Genomic DNA, 15,842 nt, shown 5'->3' on the forward strand with positions numbered 1-15,842 from the left:
GGTGGCCCTCACCAAGCCCTCCGACCGGGAGCGGGGGCAGTGGTACTTCCAGCGCTACATCGGCCACCTGCCCACCGCCGGGGAGATCGTGATGTTCGACCGCTCCTGGTACAACCGGGCCAACGTGGAGCGGGTGATGGGCTTCTGCTCGGACGCGGAGTACGAGGACTTCATGGTCCAGGCCCCGGTGTTCGAGAAGATGCTGGTGGAGTCGGGCATCCACCTGACCAAGTTCTGGTTCTCGGTCACCCAGCACGAGCAGCGCACCCGCTTCGCGATCCGCCAGATCGACCCGGTGCGCCGCTGGAAGCTCTCCCCGATGGACCTGGCCTCCCTGGACCGGTGGGAGGACTACACCGAGGCCAAGGAGGAGATGTTCCTGCGCACCGACACCGACCACGCCCCGTGGATCACGGTGAAGTCCAACGACAAGAAGCGGGCCCGGCTCAACGCGATGCGCTTCTTCCTGGACCAGTTCGACTACGAGGACAAGGACCCGGCGGTGGTCTATCCGCCCGACCCGCTGATCGTCCGGCGCGGCCGCGACGCCGTGGGCGACTGAGCCCCGGCCCGGCCGACGACGACGCCGCCCGTCCCCCGGGGAGGGGACGGGCGGCGTCGCGGGTCGGCGCGGCTCAGCGGCCGGGACGGTCCACCAGCACGGCGTTGGCGGCGGCGTTGACGGCGGTGACGGCCAGCACCGAGGGCCAGGCGCCGATCCGCTTGGCCAGCGGGTGCGAGAGCCCGAAGCCCAGGACGTAGAGCCCACCGAGCGCGGCCGTGGCCGCCGGGCCGCCGCGGTGCCACCACGAGTGGGCGGCCGCCGCCCCCGCGGCGGCCAGCACGGCCCCGCCCAGGGGGCGGACGCCGGTCGCCCGGGCGGTCGCGTAGCCGCCGATCAGCCCGCCGGTCACGAGCACGGCGGCGGGCACCGACTCCGCGGCGGCCACGGCGCCGTCGAGGGCGCTCACGCGGCGCTCCCCAGGAACTCCTGGAGCCGGCGCAGGCCCTCGGCGAGGTCGTCGTCGCCCAGGGCGTAGGACAGCCGCAGGAAGCCGGAGGGCCCGAACGCCTCGCCGGGCACCACGGCGACCTCGGCCCGCTCGAGGATCAGCTCGGCCAGCTCCGCCGAGGTCTGCGGCACGGCGTCGCCGAAGCGGCGGCCGAGCAGCCCGCGCACGTCGGCGTAGGCGTAGAAGGCGCCGGTGGGCACGGGGCACTCCACGCCCTCGACGGCGTTCAGCGCCTCCACCATGGTCCGGCGCCGGCGGTCGAACGCCTCCCGCATCCGGTGGGCCTCGTCGAGGGGCCCGGACACCGCGGCCAGCGCCGCGCGCTGGGCGACGTTGTTGACGTTGGAGGTCAGGTGGGACTGCAGGTTGGTGGCGGCCTTCACCACGTCCGGGGCCGCGATCATCCAGCCCACGCGCCAGCCGGTCATCGCGTAGGTCTTGGCCACGCCGTTGAGGATCACCACCCGGTCGCCCAGCTCGGGCACGGCGGCGGCGATCGAGGTGAACGGGACGCCGTCGTAGGTGAGGTGCTGGTAGATCTCGTCGGTGAGCACGAAGATCCCCTTCTCGGCCGCCCAGCGGCCCACGGCGGCGGTCTCCTCGGGGGAGTACACCGCGCCGGTGGGGTTGGACGGGGAGCAGAACAGCAGCGCCTTGGTGCGCTCCGTGCAGGCCTCCTCGAGCAGCTCCGGGGTGACCTTGTAGCCGAGCTCCGGGCCGGCGAAGACCTCTACCGGGTTGCCGCCGGCGAGCTTGATGGCCTCCGGGTACGTGGTCCAGTACGGGGCGGGGAGCAGGACGTCGTCGCCCTCGTCCACGACCGTGGCGAAGGCCTGGAACACGGCCTGCTTGCCGCCGTTGGTGACGAGCACCTGCGAGGGCTCCACGGCGTACCCGTCGTCCCGCGCGGTCTGCTCGGCGACCGCCTTCCGCAGCTCGGGCAGGCCCGCGGCCGGCGTGTACCGGAAGTTGGCCGGGTCCTGCAGGGCCGCCGCGGCGGCGTCCACGATGTACTGCGGGGTGGGGAAGTCGGGCTCCCCGGCCCCGAAGCCGATCACGGGGCGGCCGGCGGCCTTGAGCGCCTTCGCCTTGGCGTCCACCGCGAGCGTCGCGGACTCTGCGATGGCGCCGACGCGCCGGGAGATGCGGGATGCGGTCATGACCGGGGGCCTCCTGGAAGGGGGACGGACGGGCGCCGCCGTGCGCGGCGGCGGCGGTGCGGACCTGCCCCATGCTACTCGGGGCCGCCCGGGGGCCCGGGGGCGGGGCGCGCCGCCGTTCCCGGGCGGATTGCACCGGCGCGCCCCGGTCCCCTAGGATGGACGACTGGTGTCATCGACGCCTGCCCGGGCGCGCCGTCGCGGCGGTGCCGGGTGGTAGAGTCGGTGACCGGGTCCGAGCGATCGAGGCCGGCGTGCGCACGCCGGTCGAGGCCGTGAGGCGCGAAGGGCAGTGGCGCAATTGGTAGCGCAGCGGTCTCCAAAACCGCAGGTTGCAGGTTCGAGTCCTGTCTGCCCTGCTCCAGTCCGGAGCGGATCCGGCGCCCCCTCCGGGGGGCGCCGGGCCCGCACGGCGACGGCGGGCCGGCAGCACCGCACGGCCCGCACGAGTCCACACAGGGAGAGCCGATGTCGCAGACCACCGCCGGCAGGGCGTCGGGCCAGCCCCCGGGGCAGGGCGCCGAGAGTCCTCGCGGCATCTTCGGGCGCCTGTTCCTCTTCCTGCGCCAGGTCGTCGGGGAGCTCCGGAAGGTCGTCACCCCCACGCGGCGCGAACTGGTGAACTACGTGCTGGTCGTCCTCGTGTTCGTCGCGTTCATGATGGTGCTCATCTCCGTCCTGGACCTCGCGTTCGGGCAGGCCGCGCTGTGGATCTTCGGGCAGGGCGACGCCGCCGGATGACCCGGGCGGCGCACGGACCGCGCACGGCGACCGTGGCCCAGCAGAGCACGACATCCACGACAGAACAGGGAGATCCAGTGACCGAGCACGAGCTCGAAAACGGCACCGAGGCACCGGCCGAGGTCGACCAGCAGGCCCCGGCGCTGCCGGAGTCCGAGTCCTCCGTGCAGGAGGAGGACTTCGCGGCCGCCCACGCCCCGGAGGAGTCCGCGGCGGCACCCCTCGCCGAGGAGGCGCCCGTTCCGGACGAGGCCCCCGCGGTGGACCCTGTCGAGGAGTTCAAGTCCAAGCTGCGCCGCCAGGAGGGTGACTGGTACGTCATCCACACCTACGCCGGCTACGAGAACCGTGTGAAGACGAACCTCGAGACCCGCATCCAGTCCCTCAACATGGAGGAGGACATCTTCCAGATCGAGGTGCCCATGGAAGAGGTCGTCGAGATCAAGAACGCCCAGCGCAAGGTGGTCCGCCGGGTGCGGATCCCCGGCTACGTGCTGGTGCGCATGAACCTCACCGACGCCTCCTGGGGCGCGGTGCGCCACACCCCGGGCGTGACGGGCTTCGTGGGCCAGGACGCGTACAACCCCGTCCCCCTGCGCCTGGACGAGGTCTTCGAGATGCTCAACCCGGTGTTCGAGGCCCCGCAGGGCGCCGGCGGCGAGGCCGCCGCCCAGCCGAGCGCGCAGCCGCAGATCGACGTCGACTTCGAGGTCGGGGAGTCCGTGATCGTCAAGGAGGGTCCCTTCGAGACCCTCCCCGCCACCATCTCCGAGATCAAGGTGGAGTCCCAGCAGCTCGTCGTCCTCGTGTCGATCTTCGAGCGCGAGACCCCCGTCACCCTCGGCTTCAACCAGGTCTCCAAGATCTGACCCGGCGGGCGCGACCGCCCGCCCACCGTTCCCGTCCCCGCGGCGCATGCTTCGCCGCCGGGGCCGACCGGCCGCCGCGCCACGGCGGCCACCCGCCGTCGTACGCTCCTGTGCGCCGGTACGTCCAGCAGAAGAAGGACCAGCACATGGCTCCCAAGAAGAAGAAGGTCTCCGGCCTCATCAAGCTGCAGATCCAGGCAGGCGCCGCCAACCCGGCGCCCCCCGTGGGCCCGGCCCTCGGTCAGCACGGCGTCAACATCATGGAGTTCTGCAAGGCCTACAACGCGGCCACGGAGTCCCAGCGCGGCAACATCGTCCCCGTGGAGATCACGGTGTACGAGGACCGCTCGTTCACGTTCGTCACCAAGACCCCGCCCGCCGCGCAGCTCATCAAGAAGGCCGCCGGCGTCGCCAAGGGCTCCGGCGTCCCGCACACCCAGAAGGTCGGCAAGCTCACCATGGACCAGGTCCGGGAGATCGCCGAGACCAAGAAGGAAGACCTCAACGCCAACGACATCGACGCCGCGGCGAAGATCATCGCCGGCACCGCCCGCTCGATGGGCATCGAGGTCGAGTGATCAGCCTCGGCTGACACCACCCACCGTTTTTGACGTGGCAGGACCGAGCGCGGTCCGCAGACCACAACTGCACAAGGAGAAGAAGCAGATGGCAAAGCGCAGCAAGGCATACCAGGCGGCAGCGGCCCGGATCGGCGAGGGGCTCTACAGCCCGGCCGAGGCCGTGGCCCTGGCCAAGGAGATCGACACCGCCAAGACCGACTCCACCGTGGAGGTCGTCCTCCGGCTCGGCGTGGACCCCCGCAAGGCGGACCAGATGGTCCGCGGCACGGTCAACCTGCCCAACGGCACCGGCAAGACCGCCCGCGTCGTCGTCTTCGCGACCGGCGACAAGGCCGCCGCCGCGGAGGAGGCCGGCGCCGACCACGTGGGCTCCGACGACCTGATCGCCCGCATCCAGGGCGGCTGGACCGACTTCGACGCCGCCGTGGCGACCCCGGACATGATGGGGAAGGTGGGGCGCCTGGGCAAGGTGCTCGGTCCGCGCAACCTCATGCCGAACCCGAAGACGGGCACCGTCACCATGGACGTGACCAAGGCCGTCAACGACATCAAGGGCGGCAAGATCGACTTCCGCGTCGACAAGCACTCGAACCTGCACTTCATCGTGGGCAAGACCTCCTTCGAGGTCGAGAAGCTGGCCGAGAACTACGGCGCCGCGCTCGAGGAGATCCTGCGTCTGAAGCCCTCCGCCTCGAAGGGCCGCTACATCACCAAGGCGACCGTCTCGACCACGTTCGGCCCGGGCATCCCGGTCGACCCGAACGCCACCGAGGTCGTCGTCGGCGCCTGACGCCGCACACCGGGCCCCAGCGGGCCCGCACGGGGGGCCCGGCCGCTGCGGCCGGGCCCCCCGTCGTTCCACCCACGCGAGCCCGGGGGCACCGCCGCCCTCCGGAAGGGAGTCCCCGTGATCGAGCACCCCCCAGTGCGGATCGAGCAGATGCGCATCCCCGACGACTTCGACGACGCCGCCCAGGAGCTGCTGGGCCGGGTCGCCGGTCTCGTGCGCCGGTCCCGTCAGCACGTGTGGGGCATCTCGGACCTCACGGGTGACGCGCAGGAGCTCTACCGGGACCTGCTGGACCCCTTCGAGCGGGTCGTGGTGCTGCTGGCCTGGGCCGGGGACCGGCTCGCGGGCCGGGCCGAGGTGCGCATGCCCCTGGTGGCCTCCACCGGGACCGCGCACATCACCGTCGACGTGGACCCCGACGTCACCTCGCAGGGCACGGGCAGCGAGCTGCTCGGCGCGGCCGAGCAGCTCGCGGTGGGCGAGTCCCGCCGGCACCTGCGGATCCAGACCGAGCACCCCGGCCCGGAGGAGATCCAGGGCGACGGCAGCGTGACCGGGGTCTTCCCCGTGATCACCCCGGGGATGGTCGAATGGGTCGACGCCGCGGACGGCTCCGGCCGCCTGCCCGTCTCCAACCGGCAGACCCGCTTCGCCCTCCACGCCGGGTACCGGCTGGAGTCGGTCAGCGACTTCGGCGTCCTGGAGGTCCCCCTGCCGCCGGCCCGCGTGCAGGCCCTGCTGCGCGAGGTCGCGGCCTCGCCGGCCCCGGAGGCGTACCGCATCCACGTGTGGACCGGGCCCGCCCCCGAGGAGCGGCTCGACGAGCTCGCCGCCCTGCACTCGCGGATGGCCGCCGACTCCTTCCTGGCCCCGGTGGAGGCCGACCCGGAGCCCTGGGACGCCGAGCGGGTGCGCCGCACCGAGCAGCTGCGCGCCGAGGCCGGCAACGTGTCCCTGGTCGCCGTCGCCGAGCACGGGACCACCGGGCGCCTGGTCGGGATGACGGAGATCGTCCTGGCGGGGGAGGACCCGGTGATCGGGATGCAGGACGAGACCGTGGTGCTGCGCGAGCACCGCCGCCGGTGGCTCGCCACCCGTCTCAAGCTCGCGAACCTGCAGCAGCTCGAACGGCTGGCCCCGGCCGTGCGCACCGTGTACTCGTGGTCCCACAGCGGCGACGACCGGATGAGCCGGGTCAACCACCGCCTCGGCTTCCGGGTCGCCGGGCGCAGCGGGGTGTGGTCCCGGGAGTTCCCGGCGGCCTGACCGCCCGGGGACCGAGCCGCTTCGCGCGGGCGGCGCCGATTTGGCGGGCCCGGGGCCCTCGGGTAGGGTGGACTGTACCAAAGACCGCCGGTCGTGTTCTCCCTGCCTCGTGCGCCCCGTTCAGGAGCGTGCGGAACGGGGAGCAGCCGTAAGAGTTCCGCCAGGAACGGCCAGCGCAGGTGAACCAGCACAGCGAGCACGCCCCGGACCAGGGGTGGGCCGCGGAGCCCCGGGCATCTGCGCGGGGCTTTTTCTGTGCCCGGGCCCTTCCGGCAGCGGCCGGCATCGAAGACCGGAAGGAGTACCATGGCGAACCCGGAAAAGGCAGCCGCGGTCGCCGAGTTGAAGGAACTGTTCTCCAACTCGGACGCCGCTGTCCTGACTGAGTACCGCGGCCTCACCGTGGCCCAGCTCAAGGAGCTGCGCCGCTCGCTCGGTGAGAACGCCGAATACGCCGTGGTGAAGAACACGCTGACCGCGATCGCGGCCAAGGAGATGGGCATCGACGCGTTCGACGGCCAGCTCGCCGGCCCGAGCGCGATCGCCTTCATCTCGGGGGACCCCGTCGAGGCCGCCAAGAGCCTGCGTGACTTCGCCAAGGCGAACCCGCAGCTCGTCGTCAAGGGCGGTTACCTCGAGGGCAAGGCCCTCAGCGAGGCGGAGATCAAGCAGCTCGCGGACCTCGAGTCCCGCGAGGTGCTGCTGGCCAAGGTGGCCGGTGCCGCCCAGGCGTCCCTGTCCCAGGCCGCGGCGCTGTTCCAGGCCCCGCTGTCCAAGACCGTCCGTACGACCGAGGCGCTGCGCGCCAAGGTCGAGGAGCAGGGCGCCTGACCAGCACCCCGCCGCGAGGCACATTCTCACCACGGAACCAGACCGTCCCGCGCCGACGAACCCGGCCGGGGCACACCATCGAAAAGGAGCCACACCATGGCCAAGCTCACCACCGCTGAACTGATCGACGCGTTCAAGGAGCTCTCCCTCATCGAGCTCTCCGAGTTCGTCAAGGCCTTCGAGGAGACCTTCGACGTCACCGCCGCCGCCCCCGTGGCCGTCGCCGGTGCCGCCGCTCCGGCCGCCGCCGCCGAGGAGGCCGAGGAGCAGACCGAGTTCGACGTCGTGCTCGAGGCCGCCGGCGACAAGAAGATCCAGGTCATCAAGGAGGTCCGCGCGCTGACCTCCCTCGGCCTCAAGGAGGCCAAGGACCTCGTGGACTCGGCCCCCAAGGCCGTCCTCGAGGGCGCCAACAAGGAGGCCGCGGACAAGGCCAAGGAGGCCCTCGAGGGCGCCGGCGCCACCGTCACCCTCAAGTAGGACCCTCCCGGAGGCGCCACGGCGCACCCGATCCCACGAGGCCCCGGACGCACGGCGTCCGGGGCCTCGTGCCGTGCCCGCCGGGGTGTGGGACACTGGAGGCACAACCACATCGGCCGCCCACCCGCAGCGGGAGAGTCCGCCGCCGTCCGCCCCCGGACGGCCGGCGGCGCCGAAGGAGCAAATCCTCCCCGGGAATCTCTCAGGCACCCGTACCGCTGCGAGCAGGCCACTCTGAAGAGGTCAACCGCCCCCGGCCACCGGCCCCGGGCGGGGACCACCGACGGTGCAAGCCGGCCCCCGCGCGGAGCCGGTGAAAACTCTCAGGTCAGCGAACAGAGCGGGGAGGGCCGGACGGGCCCCACCGGGCCTCGAACCACGAGGAGCTGACCTTGTCCTTCCTTCCACGCCACCTCGGACCGGACGCGGCCGAGACCGGGATCATGCTCGAGACCGTCGGCGCGGCCGACCTCGACGAGCTCGTCGCCCGCGCGGTCCCCCGCAGCATCGCCGGCGACGAGCCCCTGCGGCTGCCGGAGCCCATGTCGGAGCACGAGGCGCTCACCGCCCTGCGCCGGATCGCGGCGAAGAACCGGGTGATGACCCAGATGATCGGCCAGGGCTACGCCGAGACCGTCACCCCGCCCGCGCTGCGCCGCAACATCCTCGAGAACCCCGCCTGGTACACCTCCTACACCCCGTACCAGCCGGAGATCTCCCAGGGCCGCCTCGAGGCCCTGCTGACCTTCCAGAACGCCGTCATGGACCTCACCGGCCTCGACCTGGCCAACGCCTCCCTGCTCGACGAGGCCACCGCCGTGGCCGAGGCCGTGCTCATGATGCGCCGCGCCAACCGCAGGTCCGGCAGCCGCCGCGTCGCCGTGGACTCCCGCACCCTGCCGCAGACCCTCGCCGTGCTGCGCGGGCGCTGCAGGGCCGTGGGCATCGACCTGGTCGTCGCCGACCTCGCCGAGGGCCTGCCCGAGGGCGAGTTCTTCGGCGTGGTCCTGACCCAGGTCGGCGTCGACGGGGACGTCGCCGACCTGGCGGAGCGCACGGAGCAGGCCCACGCGCAGGGCGCGCTGGTGGCCGTCGCCACCGACCTGCTGGCCCTCACCCTCCTGCGCTCCCCGGGGGAGCAGGGCGCGGACATCGCCGTCGGCTCCGCCCAGCGCTTCGGGGTGCCCCTGTTCTTCGGCGGGCCCCACGCCGCGTTCATGGCCTGCCGCAAGGGCCTGGAGCGCAATCTGCCCGGCCGCCTGGTGGGCGTCTCGGTGGACTCCTCCGGCCGGCCGGCCTACCGCCTGGCGCTGCAGACCCGCGAGCAGCACATCCGCCGCGAGAAGGCCACCTCCAACATCTGCACGGCCCAGGCGCTGCTGGCCATCGTCGCCGGCGCCTACGCCGCCTACCACGGCGCGGACGGGCTGCGCGCCATCGCCGAGCGCGTGCACGGGCTCGCCGCGCGGCTGGCCGAGGGGCTCTCCGCCGCCGGGGTGCCGGTGGTGCACGGCACGTTCTTCGACACCGTCCTGGCCGAGGTGCCCGGCCGCGCCGACGCGGTCGTCGCGGCCGCCGCCGAGCGCGGCGTCAACGTCCGCCGGGCCGACGCCGACCACGTGTCCGTCTCGGTGGGGGAGCCGCACGACGAGCGCGACGTTGACGCGGTGCTGGCCGCCTTCGGGGCCTCCGCCCCCGCGGACGGGACCGCCGGCTGGGACCTGCCGGCCGCGCTGCTGCGCACCGACTCCTACCTCGCCCACCCGGTGTTCACCCTGCACCGCTCCGAGACCGCGATGATGCGCTGGCTGCGCTCCCTCGCGGACAAGGACCTGGCCCTGGACCGGACCATGATCCCGCTGGGCTCCTGCACCATGAAGCTCAACGCGGCCGCGGAGATGGAGCCCATCAGCTGGCCCGAGTTCGCCTCGATCCACCCGCTGGCCCCCGAGGAGCAGACCGTCGGCTACCGGGAGCTCATCGCCCAGCTGGAGTCCTGGCTCGCGGAGATCACCGGCTACGCCGCCGTGTCCGTCCAGCCCAACGCCGGGTCGCAGGGGGAGCTCGCCGGTCTGCTGGCGATCCGCCGCTACCACCTCTCCCGCGGGGACGACCGGCGCACCACCATCCTCATCCCGTCCTCCGCCCACGGCACCAACGCGGCGTCCGCGGTGCTCGCCGACCTGAAGGTCGTGGTGGTGGCCACGGCCGCGGACGGCTCCGTGGACCTGGACGACCTCGAGGCGAAGATCGCGGCCGTGGGGGACGAGCTCGCGGGGATCATGATCACCTACCCCTCCACGCACGGGGTGTTCGAGGAGCAGGTCACCGCCGTCTGCGCGGCCGTGCACGACGCCGGCGGGCAGGTCTACGTGGACGGCGCCAACCTCAACGCCCTCATGGGCCTGGCCCGTCCCGGCCGCTTCGGCGGGGACGTCTCCCACCTGAACCTGCACAAGACCTTCTGCATCCCGCACGGGGGCGGCGGACCCGGGGTGGGGCCGGTGGCGGTCGCCGAGCACCTGGTGCCGTTCCTGCCCGAGGACCCCGCCGCCGCGGACGCGGGCGCGGGCGCCGAGACCTTCCCCGTCTCCCAGGCCCGCTACGGCTCCGCGGGGGTGCTGCCGATCTCCTGGATGTACATCGCCATGGCCGGCGCCGAGGGGCTCACCGCCTCCTCGCGCACCGCGATCCTCAGCGCCAACTACGTCTCGGCCCGGCTCGCGGACGTCTTCCCGACGCTGTACACCGGCCCCGGCGGGCTCGTGGCCCACGAGTGCATCCTCGACCTGCGCCCCCTCACCAAGGCCTCCGGGGTCACCGCCGAGGACGTGTGCAAGCGGCTGGTCGACTACGGCTTCCACGCCCCCACGCTCGCGTTCCCCGTGGCCGGCACCCTCATGGTCGAGCCCACCGAGTCGGAGAACCTCGCCGAGCTGGACCGCTTCGTGGCCGCGATGCGCTCGATCCACGCCGAGATGCAGGCCGTGGCCGACGGCGAGGTGGCGCTCGAGGACTCCGTGCTCCGCTACGCCCCGCACACCGCGGAGGTGCTCACGGCCGACTCCTGGGAGCGCGCCTACCCGCGCTCCCAGGCCGCCTACCCCCTGCCCGAGCTGCGGCTGGCGAAGTACTGGGTGCCCGTGGGCCGGGTGGAGAACGCCGCCGGGGACCGCAACCTGGTCTGCAGCTGCCCGCCGATCGAGGCCTTCGCCTCGGCCGCGCCGGCGGAGGCCGCCCGATGAGCCCCCGCACCACTCCGCTGGAGGCCGCCCACCGGGAGGCCGGTGCCGTGAGCACCGACTTCGGCGGCTGGCAGATGCCCCTCAAGTACGGCAACGACGTCGCCGAGCACCACGCGGTGCGCCGGGCCGCCGGGGTCTTCGACCTGTCCCACATGGGCGAGATCGCCGTGGAGGGCCCGCACGCGGCCGCGTTCCTGGACGCGGCGGTCGTCGCCCGGATGAGCGCCGTGGCCCCCGGCCGGGCGAAGTACTCGCTCCTCGTCGACGAGGCCGGCCGGGTCCTGGACGACCTCATCACCTACCGCCTGGCCGAGGACCGGTTCCTGGTGGTGCCCAACGCGGCGAACACGGCGACCGTGCTGCGGGCGCTGGAGGAGCGCGCGGACGGCCACGACGTCGCGGTCGAGGACCGCACGGAGGCCACCGCCCTGGTGGCCGTCCAGGGCCCCGCGGCCCACGACACGCTGCTCGCCGCCGGCTGCGCCGACCCGGACGCCGTGCGGGAGCTGGGGTACTACGCCTGCACGACCACCGAGGTCGCCGGGGCGCCCGCGCTCGTGGCCCGCACCGGGTACACGGGCGAGGACGGCTTCGAGCTCTACGTGGCCCCCGAGCACGCGCGCACCGTGTGGGACGCGCTGCTCGCGGCGGGGGAGGACCGCGGGGTCGTGCCCGCCGGGCTCGCCGCCCGCGACTCGCTGCGCCTCGAGGCGGGGATGCCGCTGTACGGCCACGAGCTCGGCCCGGACATCACGCCGTTCGAGGCCGGGCTGGGCCGGCTCGTGGAGGCGGCGCTGCGGAGCAAGGGCGATTTCGTGGGGCGGGCGGCGCTCGAGGAGCAGGCGGCCGCGCCCCCGGCCCGGGTGCTGGTGGGCCTGCGGGGGCTCACCCGCCGCCCCGTCCGGGCCGGCAACACGGTGCTCGCCGGGGACGAGACGGTCGGCGAGGTCACCAGCGGCGTCCCGTCACCGACCCTCGGCCACCCGGTGGCCATGGCCCTCGTGCGGCCGGCGGCGCTGGAGGCCGGGGTCCCGCTCGAGGCCGACGTGCGGGGCCGCCGCGCCCCCGTGGAGGTCGTCGGGCTGCCCTTCTATCGCCGCAGCTGAGACGCACGGCACGAAATTCCTCATCCTACGGCCGGTGGGCGCCCGCGTCCACCGGCCGGGTGGACAGACCGGCCGCTCCGGCCTATGCTGGATATTTGCGTTGTCCCTCATTCTGCGTGCCTTCATATAGCGGTGGGCACCCCCGGGGCGCGAACCAGCGGCTCAGCGCGCTGGCCCGCGCACACCCGTAACCCCGATCTCGGGAACTGCGCGATTCAACTGCAGGTCTGTGGAAGGAATCCATCTTGGTCGCCTCGAGCACCGATTCGAACGTAACCGCTAACCGCCCGGCCGACGGGAACCTCCCGCGCCGCATCTCCTTCGCCAAGATCCACGAACCGCTGGACGTGCCGAACCTGCTGGCCCTCCAGACGGACAGCTTCGACCGTCTCGTCGGCAACGAGCGCTGGCAGGCCCGCGTCCAGCAGGCCGTCGAGAGCGGTGAGCAGGGCATCGCCCGCACCTCCGGGCTCTCCGACATCTTCGAGGAGATCTCCCCGATCGAGGACTTCCAGGGCACCATGTCCCTGTCCTTCTCGGAGCCGGAGTTCTACGAGCCCAAGTACACCATGGACGAGTGCAAGGACCGGGACGCCACGTACTCGGCGCCCCTGTACGTCAAGGCCGAGTTCATGAACAACAACACGGGCGAGATCAAGCAGCAGACCGTGTTCATGGGCGACTTCCCGCTGATGACCGAGAAGGGCACCTTCGTCATCAACGGCACCGAGCGTGTCGTCGTGTCCCAGCTCGTCCGCTCCCCGGGCGCCTACTTCGAGCGCGGCCAGGACCGCACCTCGGACAAGGACATCTACTCCGCCAAGATCATCCCCTCCCGCGGGGCCTGGTTCGAGCTGGAGATCGACAAGCGGGACCAGGTGGGCGTGCGCCTGGACCGCAAGCGCAAGCAGTCCGTCACCGTGCTGCTCAAGGCCCTGGGCTGGAGCGAGTCCCGCATCCTCGAGGAGTTCGGGGAGTTCGACTCGATCCGCGCCACCCTCGAGAAGGACACCGTCGACTCGCGCGAGGACGCGCTGCTGGACATCTACCGCAAGCTGCGCCCGGGGGAGCCCCCCACGGTCGACGCCGCGCAGGCGCTGCTGGACAACATGTACTTCAACGCCAAGCGCTACGACCTCGCCAAGGTGGGTCGCTACAAGATCAACCGGAAGCTGGGCCTGGACAAGGCGTTCGAGGACGAGGACGCCTCGGTGCTGTCCGTCGACGACATCGTCGCGATGATCCGCTACCTCGTGACCCTGCACGCCGGCGGCGGCACCATCCAGGGCGTGCGCAACGGCGAGGCCCGGGAGATCGTCGTGGACGTCGACGACATCGACCACTTCGGCAACCGCCGCATCCGCGCGGTCGGCGAGCTGATCGAGAACCAGATCCGCACCGGGCTCTCCCGCATGGAGCGGGTCGTGCGCGAGCGCATGACCACCCAGGACGTGGAGGCGATCACCCCGCAGACCCTGATCAACATCCGTCCCGTCGTGGCGGCGATCAAGGAGTTCTTCGGCACCTCGCAGCTGTCGCAGTTCATGGACCAGAACAACCCGCTGGCGGGGCTGACCCACAAGCGGCGCCTGTCCGCGCTGGGCCCGGGCGGTCTCTCCCGCGACCGCGCCGGCATGGAGGTCCGTGACGTCCACCCCTCGCACTACGGCCGCATGTGCCCGATCGAGACCCCTGAGGGCTCCAACATCGGCCTCATCGGCTCGCTGGCGACCTACGGGCGGATCAACCCGTTCGGCTTCATCGAGACCCCGTACCGCAAGGTCGTGGAGGGCGTGGTGACCGACGACGTCGAGTACCTCACCGCCGACGACGAGCGCGGCGTCACGATCGCGCAGGCCAACGCCCCGCTGACCACCGACAACCGGTTCGCCGAGGACGCCGTGCTCGCGCGCGCCGCCGACGGCTCGGGCGAGGCCGTGCTGGTCGACCCGACCGCCGTGCAGTTCATGGACGTGTCCCCGCGGCAGATGGTGTCCGTGGCGACCGCGCTCATCCCGTACCTCGAGCACGACGACGCCAACCGCGCGCTCATGGGCGCCAACATGCAGCGCCAGGCCGTGCCGCTGCTCGAGTCCGAGGCCCCGCTCGTGGGCACCGGCATGGAGCGCTACGCGGCCCTGGACGCCGGCGACTCGGTGCTGGCCCGCAAGGCCGGCGTGGTCGAGGAGGTCTCCGCCAACCTGGTGCGCGTGCTCAACGACGACGGGACGACCACCGTCTACCCGATCAACAAGTTCACGCGCTCCAACCCGGGCAACACCTACAACCAGCGCGTGATCGTCTCCGAGGGCGAGCGCGTCGAGGAGCGCTCGGTCATCGCCGACGGCCCCTCCACGGACCAGGGCGAGCTGGCCCTGGGCAAGAACCTGCTGGTGGCCTACATGTCCTGGGAGGGCCTCAACTACGAGGACGCGATCATCCTCTCCCAGCGGATGGTCTCCGAGGACGTGCTCACCTCGATCCACATCGAGGAGCACGAGATCGACGCCCGCGACACCAAGCTGGGCGCCGAGGAGATCACCCGGGACATCCCCAACGTGTCCGAGGAGGTGCTGTCCGCCCTCGACGAGCGCGGCATCATCCACATCGGCGCCGAGGTGCAGGCCGGCGACATCCTGGTCGGCAAGGTCACGCCCAAGGGCGAGACCGAGCTGACCCCGGAGGAGCGGCTGCTGCGCGCGATCTTCGGCGAGAAGTCCCGCGAGGTGCGCGACACGTCCCTGAAGGTGCCCCATGGCGAGTCCGGCACCGTCATCGGCGTGCGCGTCTTCGACCGCGACGACGAGGACGACGACCTGCCCGCGGGCGTCAACCAGGTGGTCCGGGTGTACGTGGCGCAGAAGCGCAAGATCACCGACGGCGACAAGCTCGCCGGCCGGCACGGCAACAAGGGCGTCATCTCGAAGATCCTGCCGCTGGAGGACATGCCGTTCCTGGAGGACGGCACCCCGGTGGACATCATCCTCAACCCGCTGGGCGTGCCCGGCCGCATGAACCTGGGGCAGGTCCTCGAGGTGCACACCGGCTGGCTGGCCAAGCAGGGCTGGACCATCGAGGGCGACCCCGAGTGGCTGGACCGGCTGCCGAACTTCCCGAAGCAGTCGGGTCCCACGAACGTGGCGACCCCGGTGTTCGACGGCGCGCGCGAGGAGGAGATCTTCGACCTCCTCGACCACACCAACCCGACCCGCGACGGCGTGCGCCTGATCGACCGGTCCGGCAAGGCCCGGCTGTTCGACGGACGCTCCGGCGAGCCGTTCCCCGACCCGGTGTCGGTGGGCTACCAGTACATCCTGAAGCTGCACCACCTGGTCGACGACAAGATCCACGCGCGCTCGACCGGCCCGTACTCCATGATCACCCAGCAGCCGCTGGGCGGTAAGGCGCAGTTCGGCGGCCAGCGCTTCGGCGAGATGGAGGTCTGGGCGCTCGAGGCGTACGGCGCCGCCTACACGCTGCAGGAGCTGCTGACGGTCAAGTCCGACGACGTGCACGGGCGCGTGAAGGTCTACGAGGCCATCGTCAAGGGCGAGAACATCCCCGAGCCGGGTGTTCCCGAGTCCTTCAAGGTGCTCATCAAGGAGATGCAGTCGCTGTGCCTGAACGTCGAGGTGCTCTCGGCCGACGGCAACACCATCGAGATGCGCGATTCGGATGACGAGGTCTTCCGGGCGGCCGAGGAACTGGGCATCGATCTCTCGCACTCCGAGCCCAGCTCGGTCGAAGAGGTCTGAGACCC

The 15,842-nt window shown here is 72.1% G+C and carries 12 protein-coding genes, 1 tRNA gene, 1 pseudogene and 1 riboswitch; of the genes and pseudogenes, 12 read left to right on the top strand and 2 right to left on the bottom strand.

The genetic code is table 11. The features are described from left to right. Positions 1-562: pseudogene (locus ABL57_RS12945) on the top strand (polyphosphate kinase 2); the annotation flags it as partial. Between the two features lie 73 nt (positions 563-635). Here ABL57_RS12945 and ABL57_RS12950 read toward each other — a convergent pair. Together ABL57_RS12950 and ABL57_RS12955 are read right to left on the bottom strand one after the other, a co-directional pair. Next, positions 636-971, bottom strand: a complete 336-nt coding sequence (locus ABL57_RS12950; protein ID WP_082157441.1) for a hypothetical protein — start codon at positions 969-971, stop codon at positions 636-638. Beyond that, the gene (locus tag ABL57_RS12955) at positions 968-2,173 is read right to left on the bottom strand and encodes a pyridoxal phosphate-dependent aminotransferase (RefSeq protein ID WP_047803895.1); all 1,206 of its coding nucleotides are present in this window, start codon (positions 2,171-2,173) and stop codon (positions 968-970) included. The genes ABL57_RS12950 and ABL57_RS12955 overlap by 4 nt, the downstream gene beginning before the upstream one ends. Positions 2,174-2,459: 286 nt before the next feature. Here ABL57_RS12955 and ABL57_RS12960 point away from each other — a divergent pair. The 11 genes from ABL57_RS12960 to rpoB all read left to right on the top strand — a co-directional run bounded on the left by ABL57_RS12960 (position 2,460) and on the right by rpoB (position 15,837). Continuing rightward, positions 2,460-2,532: transfer RNA gene (locus ABL57_RS12960), tRNA-Trp, on the top strand. A 109-nt stretch (positions 2,533-2,641) separates the two neighbouring features. Continuing rightward, positions 2,642-2,914, top strand: a complete 273-nt coding sequence (gene secE / locus ABL57_RS12965) for a preprotein translocase subunit SecE (protein WP_047803896.1) — start codon at positions 2,642-2,644, stop codon at positions 2,912-2,914. 77 nt (positions 2,915-2,991) lie between these two features. Beyond that, positions 2,992-3,783 (top strand): transcription termination/antitermination protein NusG, encoded by a 792-nt coding sequence (nusG, locus tag ABL57_RS12970; protein ID WP_047803897.1) that lies wholly within the window; start codon positions 2,992-2,994, stop codon positions 3,781-3,783. Between the two features lie 146 nt (positions 3,784-3,929). Beyond that, positions 3,930-4,361 (top strand): 50S ribosomal protein L11, encoded by a 432-nt coding sequence (gene rplK, locus ABL57_RS12975; RefSeq protein ID WP_047803898.1) that lies wholly within the window; start codon positions 3,930-3,932, stop codon positions 4,359-4,361. An 88-nt stretch (positions 4,362-4,449) separates the two neighbouring features. Then, positions 4,450-5,154 carry a 50S ribosomal protein L1 gene (gene rplA, locus ABL57_RS12980; RefSeq protein ID WP_047803899.1) on the top strand — a complete coding sequence of 235 codons (705 nt, stop codon included), beginning with the start codon at positions 4,450-4,452 and terminating at the stop codon, positions 5,152-5,154. A 117-nt stretch (positions 5,155-5,271) separates the two neighbouring features. Further along, entirely contained in the window at positions 5,272-6,420 is a 1,149-nt protein-coding gene (locus tag ABL57_RS12985) for a GNAT family N-acetyltransferase (RefSeq protein WP_047803900.1), read from the top strand. 306 nt (positions 6,421-6,726) lie between these two features. Then, positions 6,727-7,251, top strand: coding sequence for a 50S ribosomal protein L10 (rplJ, locus tag ABL57_RS12990; protein WP_047803901.1), 525 nt, complete (start codon positions 6,727-6,729; stop codon positions 7,249-7,251). Between the two features lie 96 nt (positions 7,252-7,347). Beyond that, entirely contained in the window at positions 7,348-7,731 is a 384-nt protein-coding gene (gene rplL, locus ABL57_RS12995) for a 50S ribosomal protein L7/L12 (protein ID WP_047803902.1), read from the top strand. A 120-nt stretch (positions 7,732-7,851) separates the two neighbouring features. Further along, positions 7,852-7,959, top strand: a riboswitch (glycine riboswitch). A gap of 164 nt (positions 7,960-8,123) precedes the next feature. Beyond that, positions 8,124-10,976, top strand: a complete 2,853-nt coding sequence (gene gcvP, locus ABL57_RS13000; protein ID WP_047803903.1) for an aminomethyl-transferring glycine dehydrogenase — start codon at positions 8,124-8,126, stop codon at positions 10,974-10,976. Then, positions 10,973-12,082, top strand: coding sequence for a glycine cleavage system aminomethyltransferase GcvT (gene gcvT / locus ABL57_RS13005; RefSeq protein ID WP_047803904.1), 1,110 nt, complete (start codon positions 10,973-10,975; stop codon positions 12,080-12,082). Before gcvP ends, gcvT begins: the two co-directional genes overlap by 4 nt. A gap of 245 nt (positions 12,083-12,327) precedes the next feature. Further along, positions 12,328-15,837 (top strand): DNA-directed RNA polymerase subunit beta, encoded by a 3,510-nt coding sequence (gene rpoB / locus ABL57_RS13010; protein WP_047803905.1) that lies wholly within the window; start codon positions 12,328-12,330, stop codon positions 15,835-15,837. Positions 15,838-15,842: the final 5 nt, after the last annotated feature.

Source organism: Kocuria sp. SM24M-10, from assembly GCF_001027955.1.
Taxonomy (GTDB): domain Bacteria; phylum Actinomycetota; class Actinomycetes; order Actinomycetales; family Micrococcaceae; genus Kocuria; species Kocuria oceani.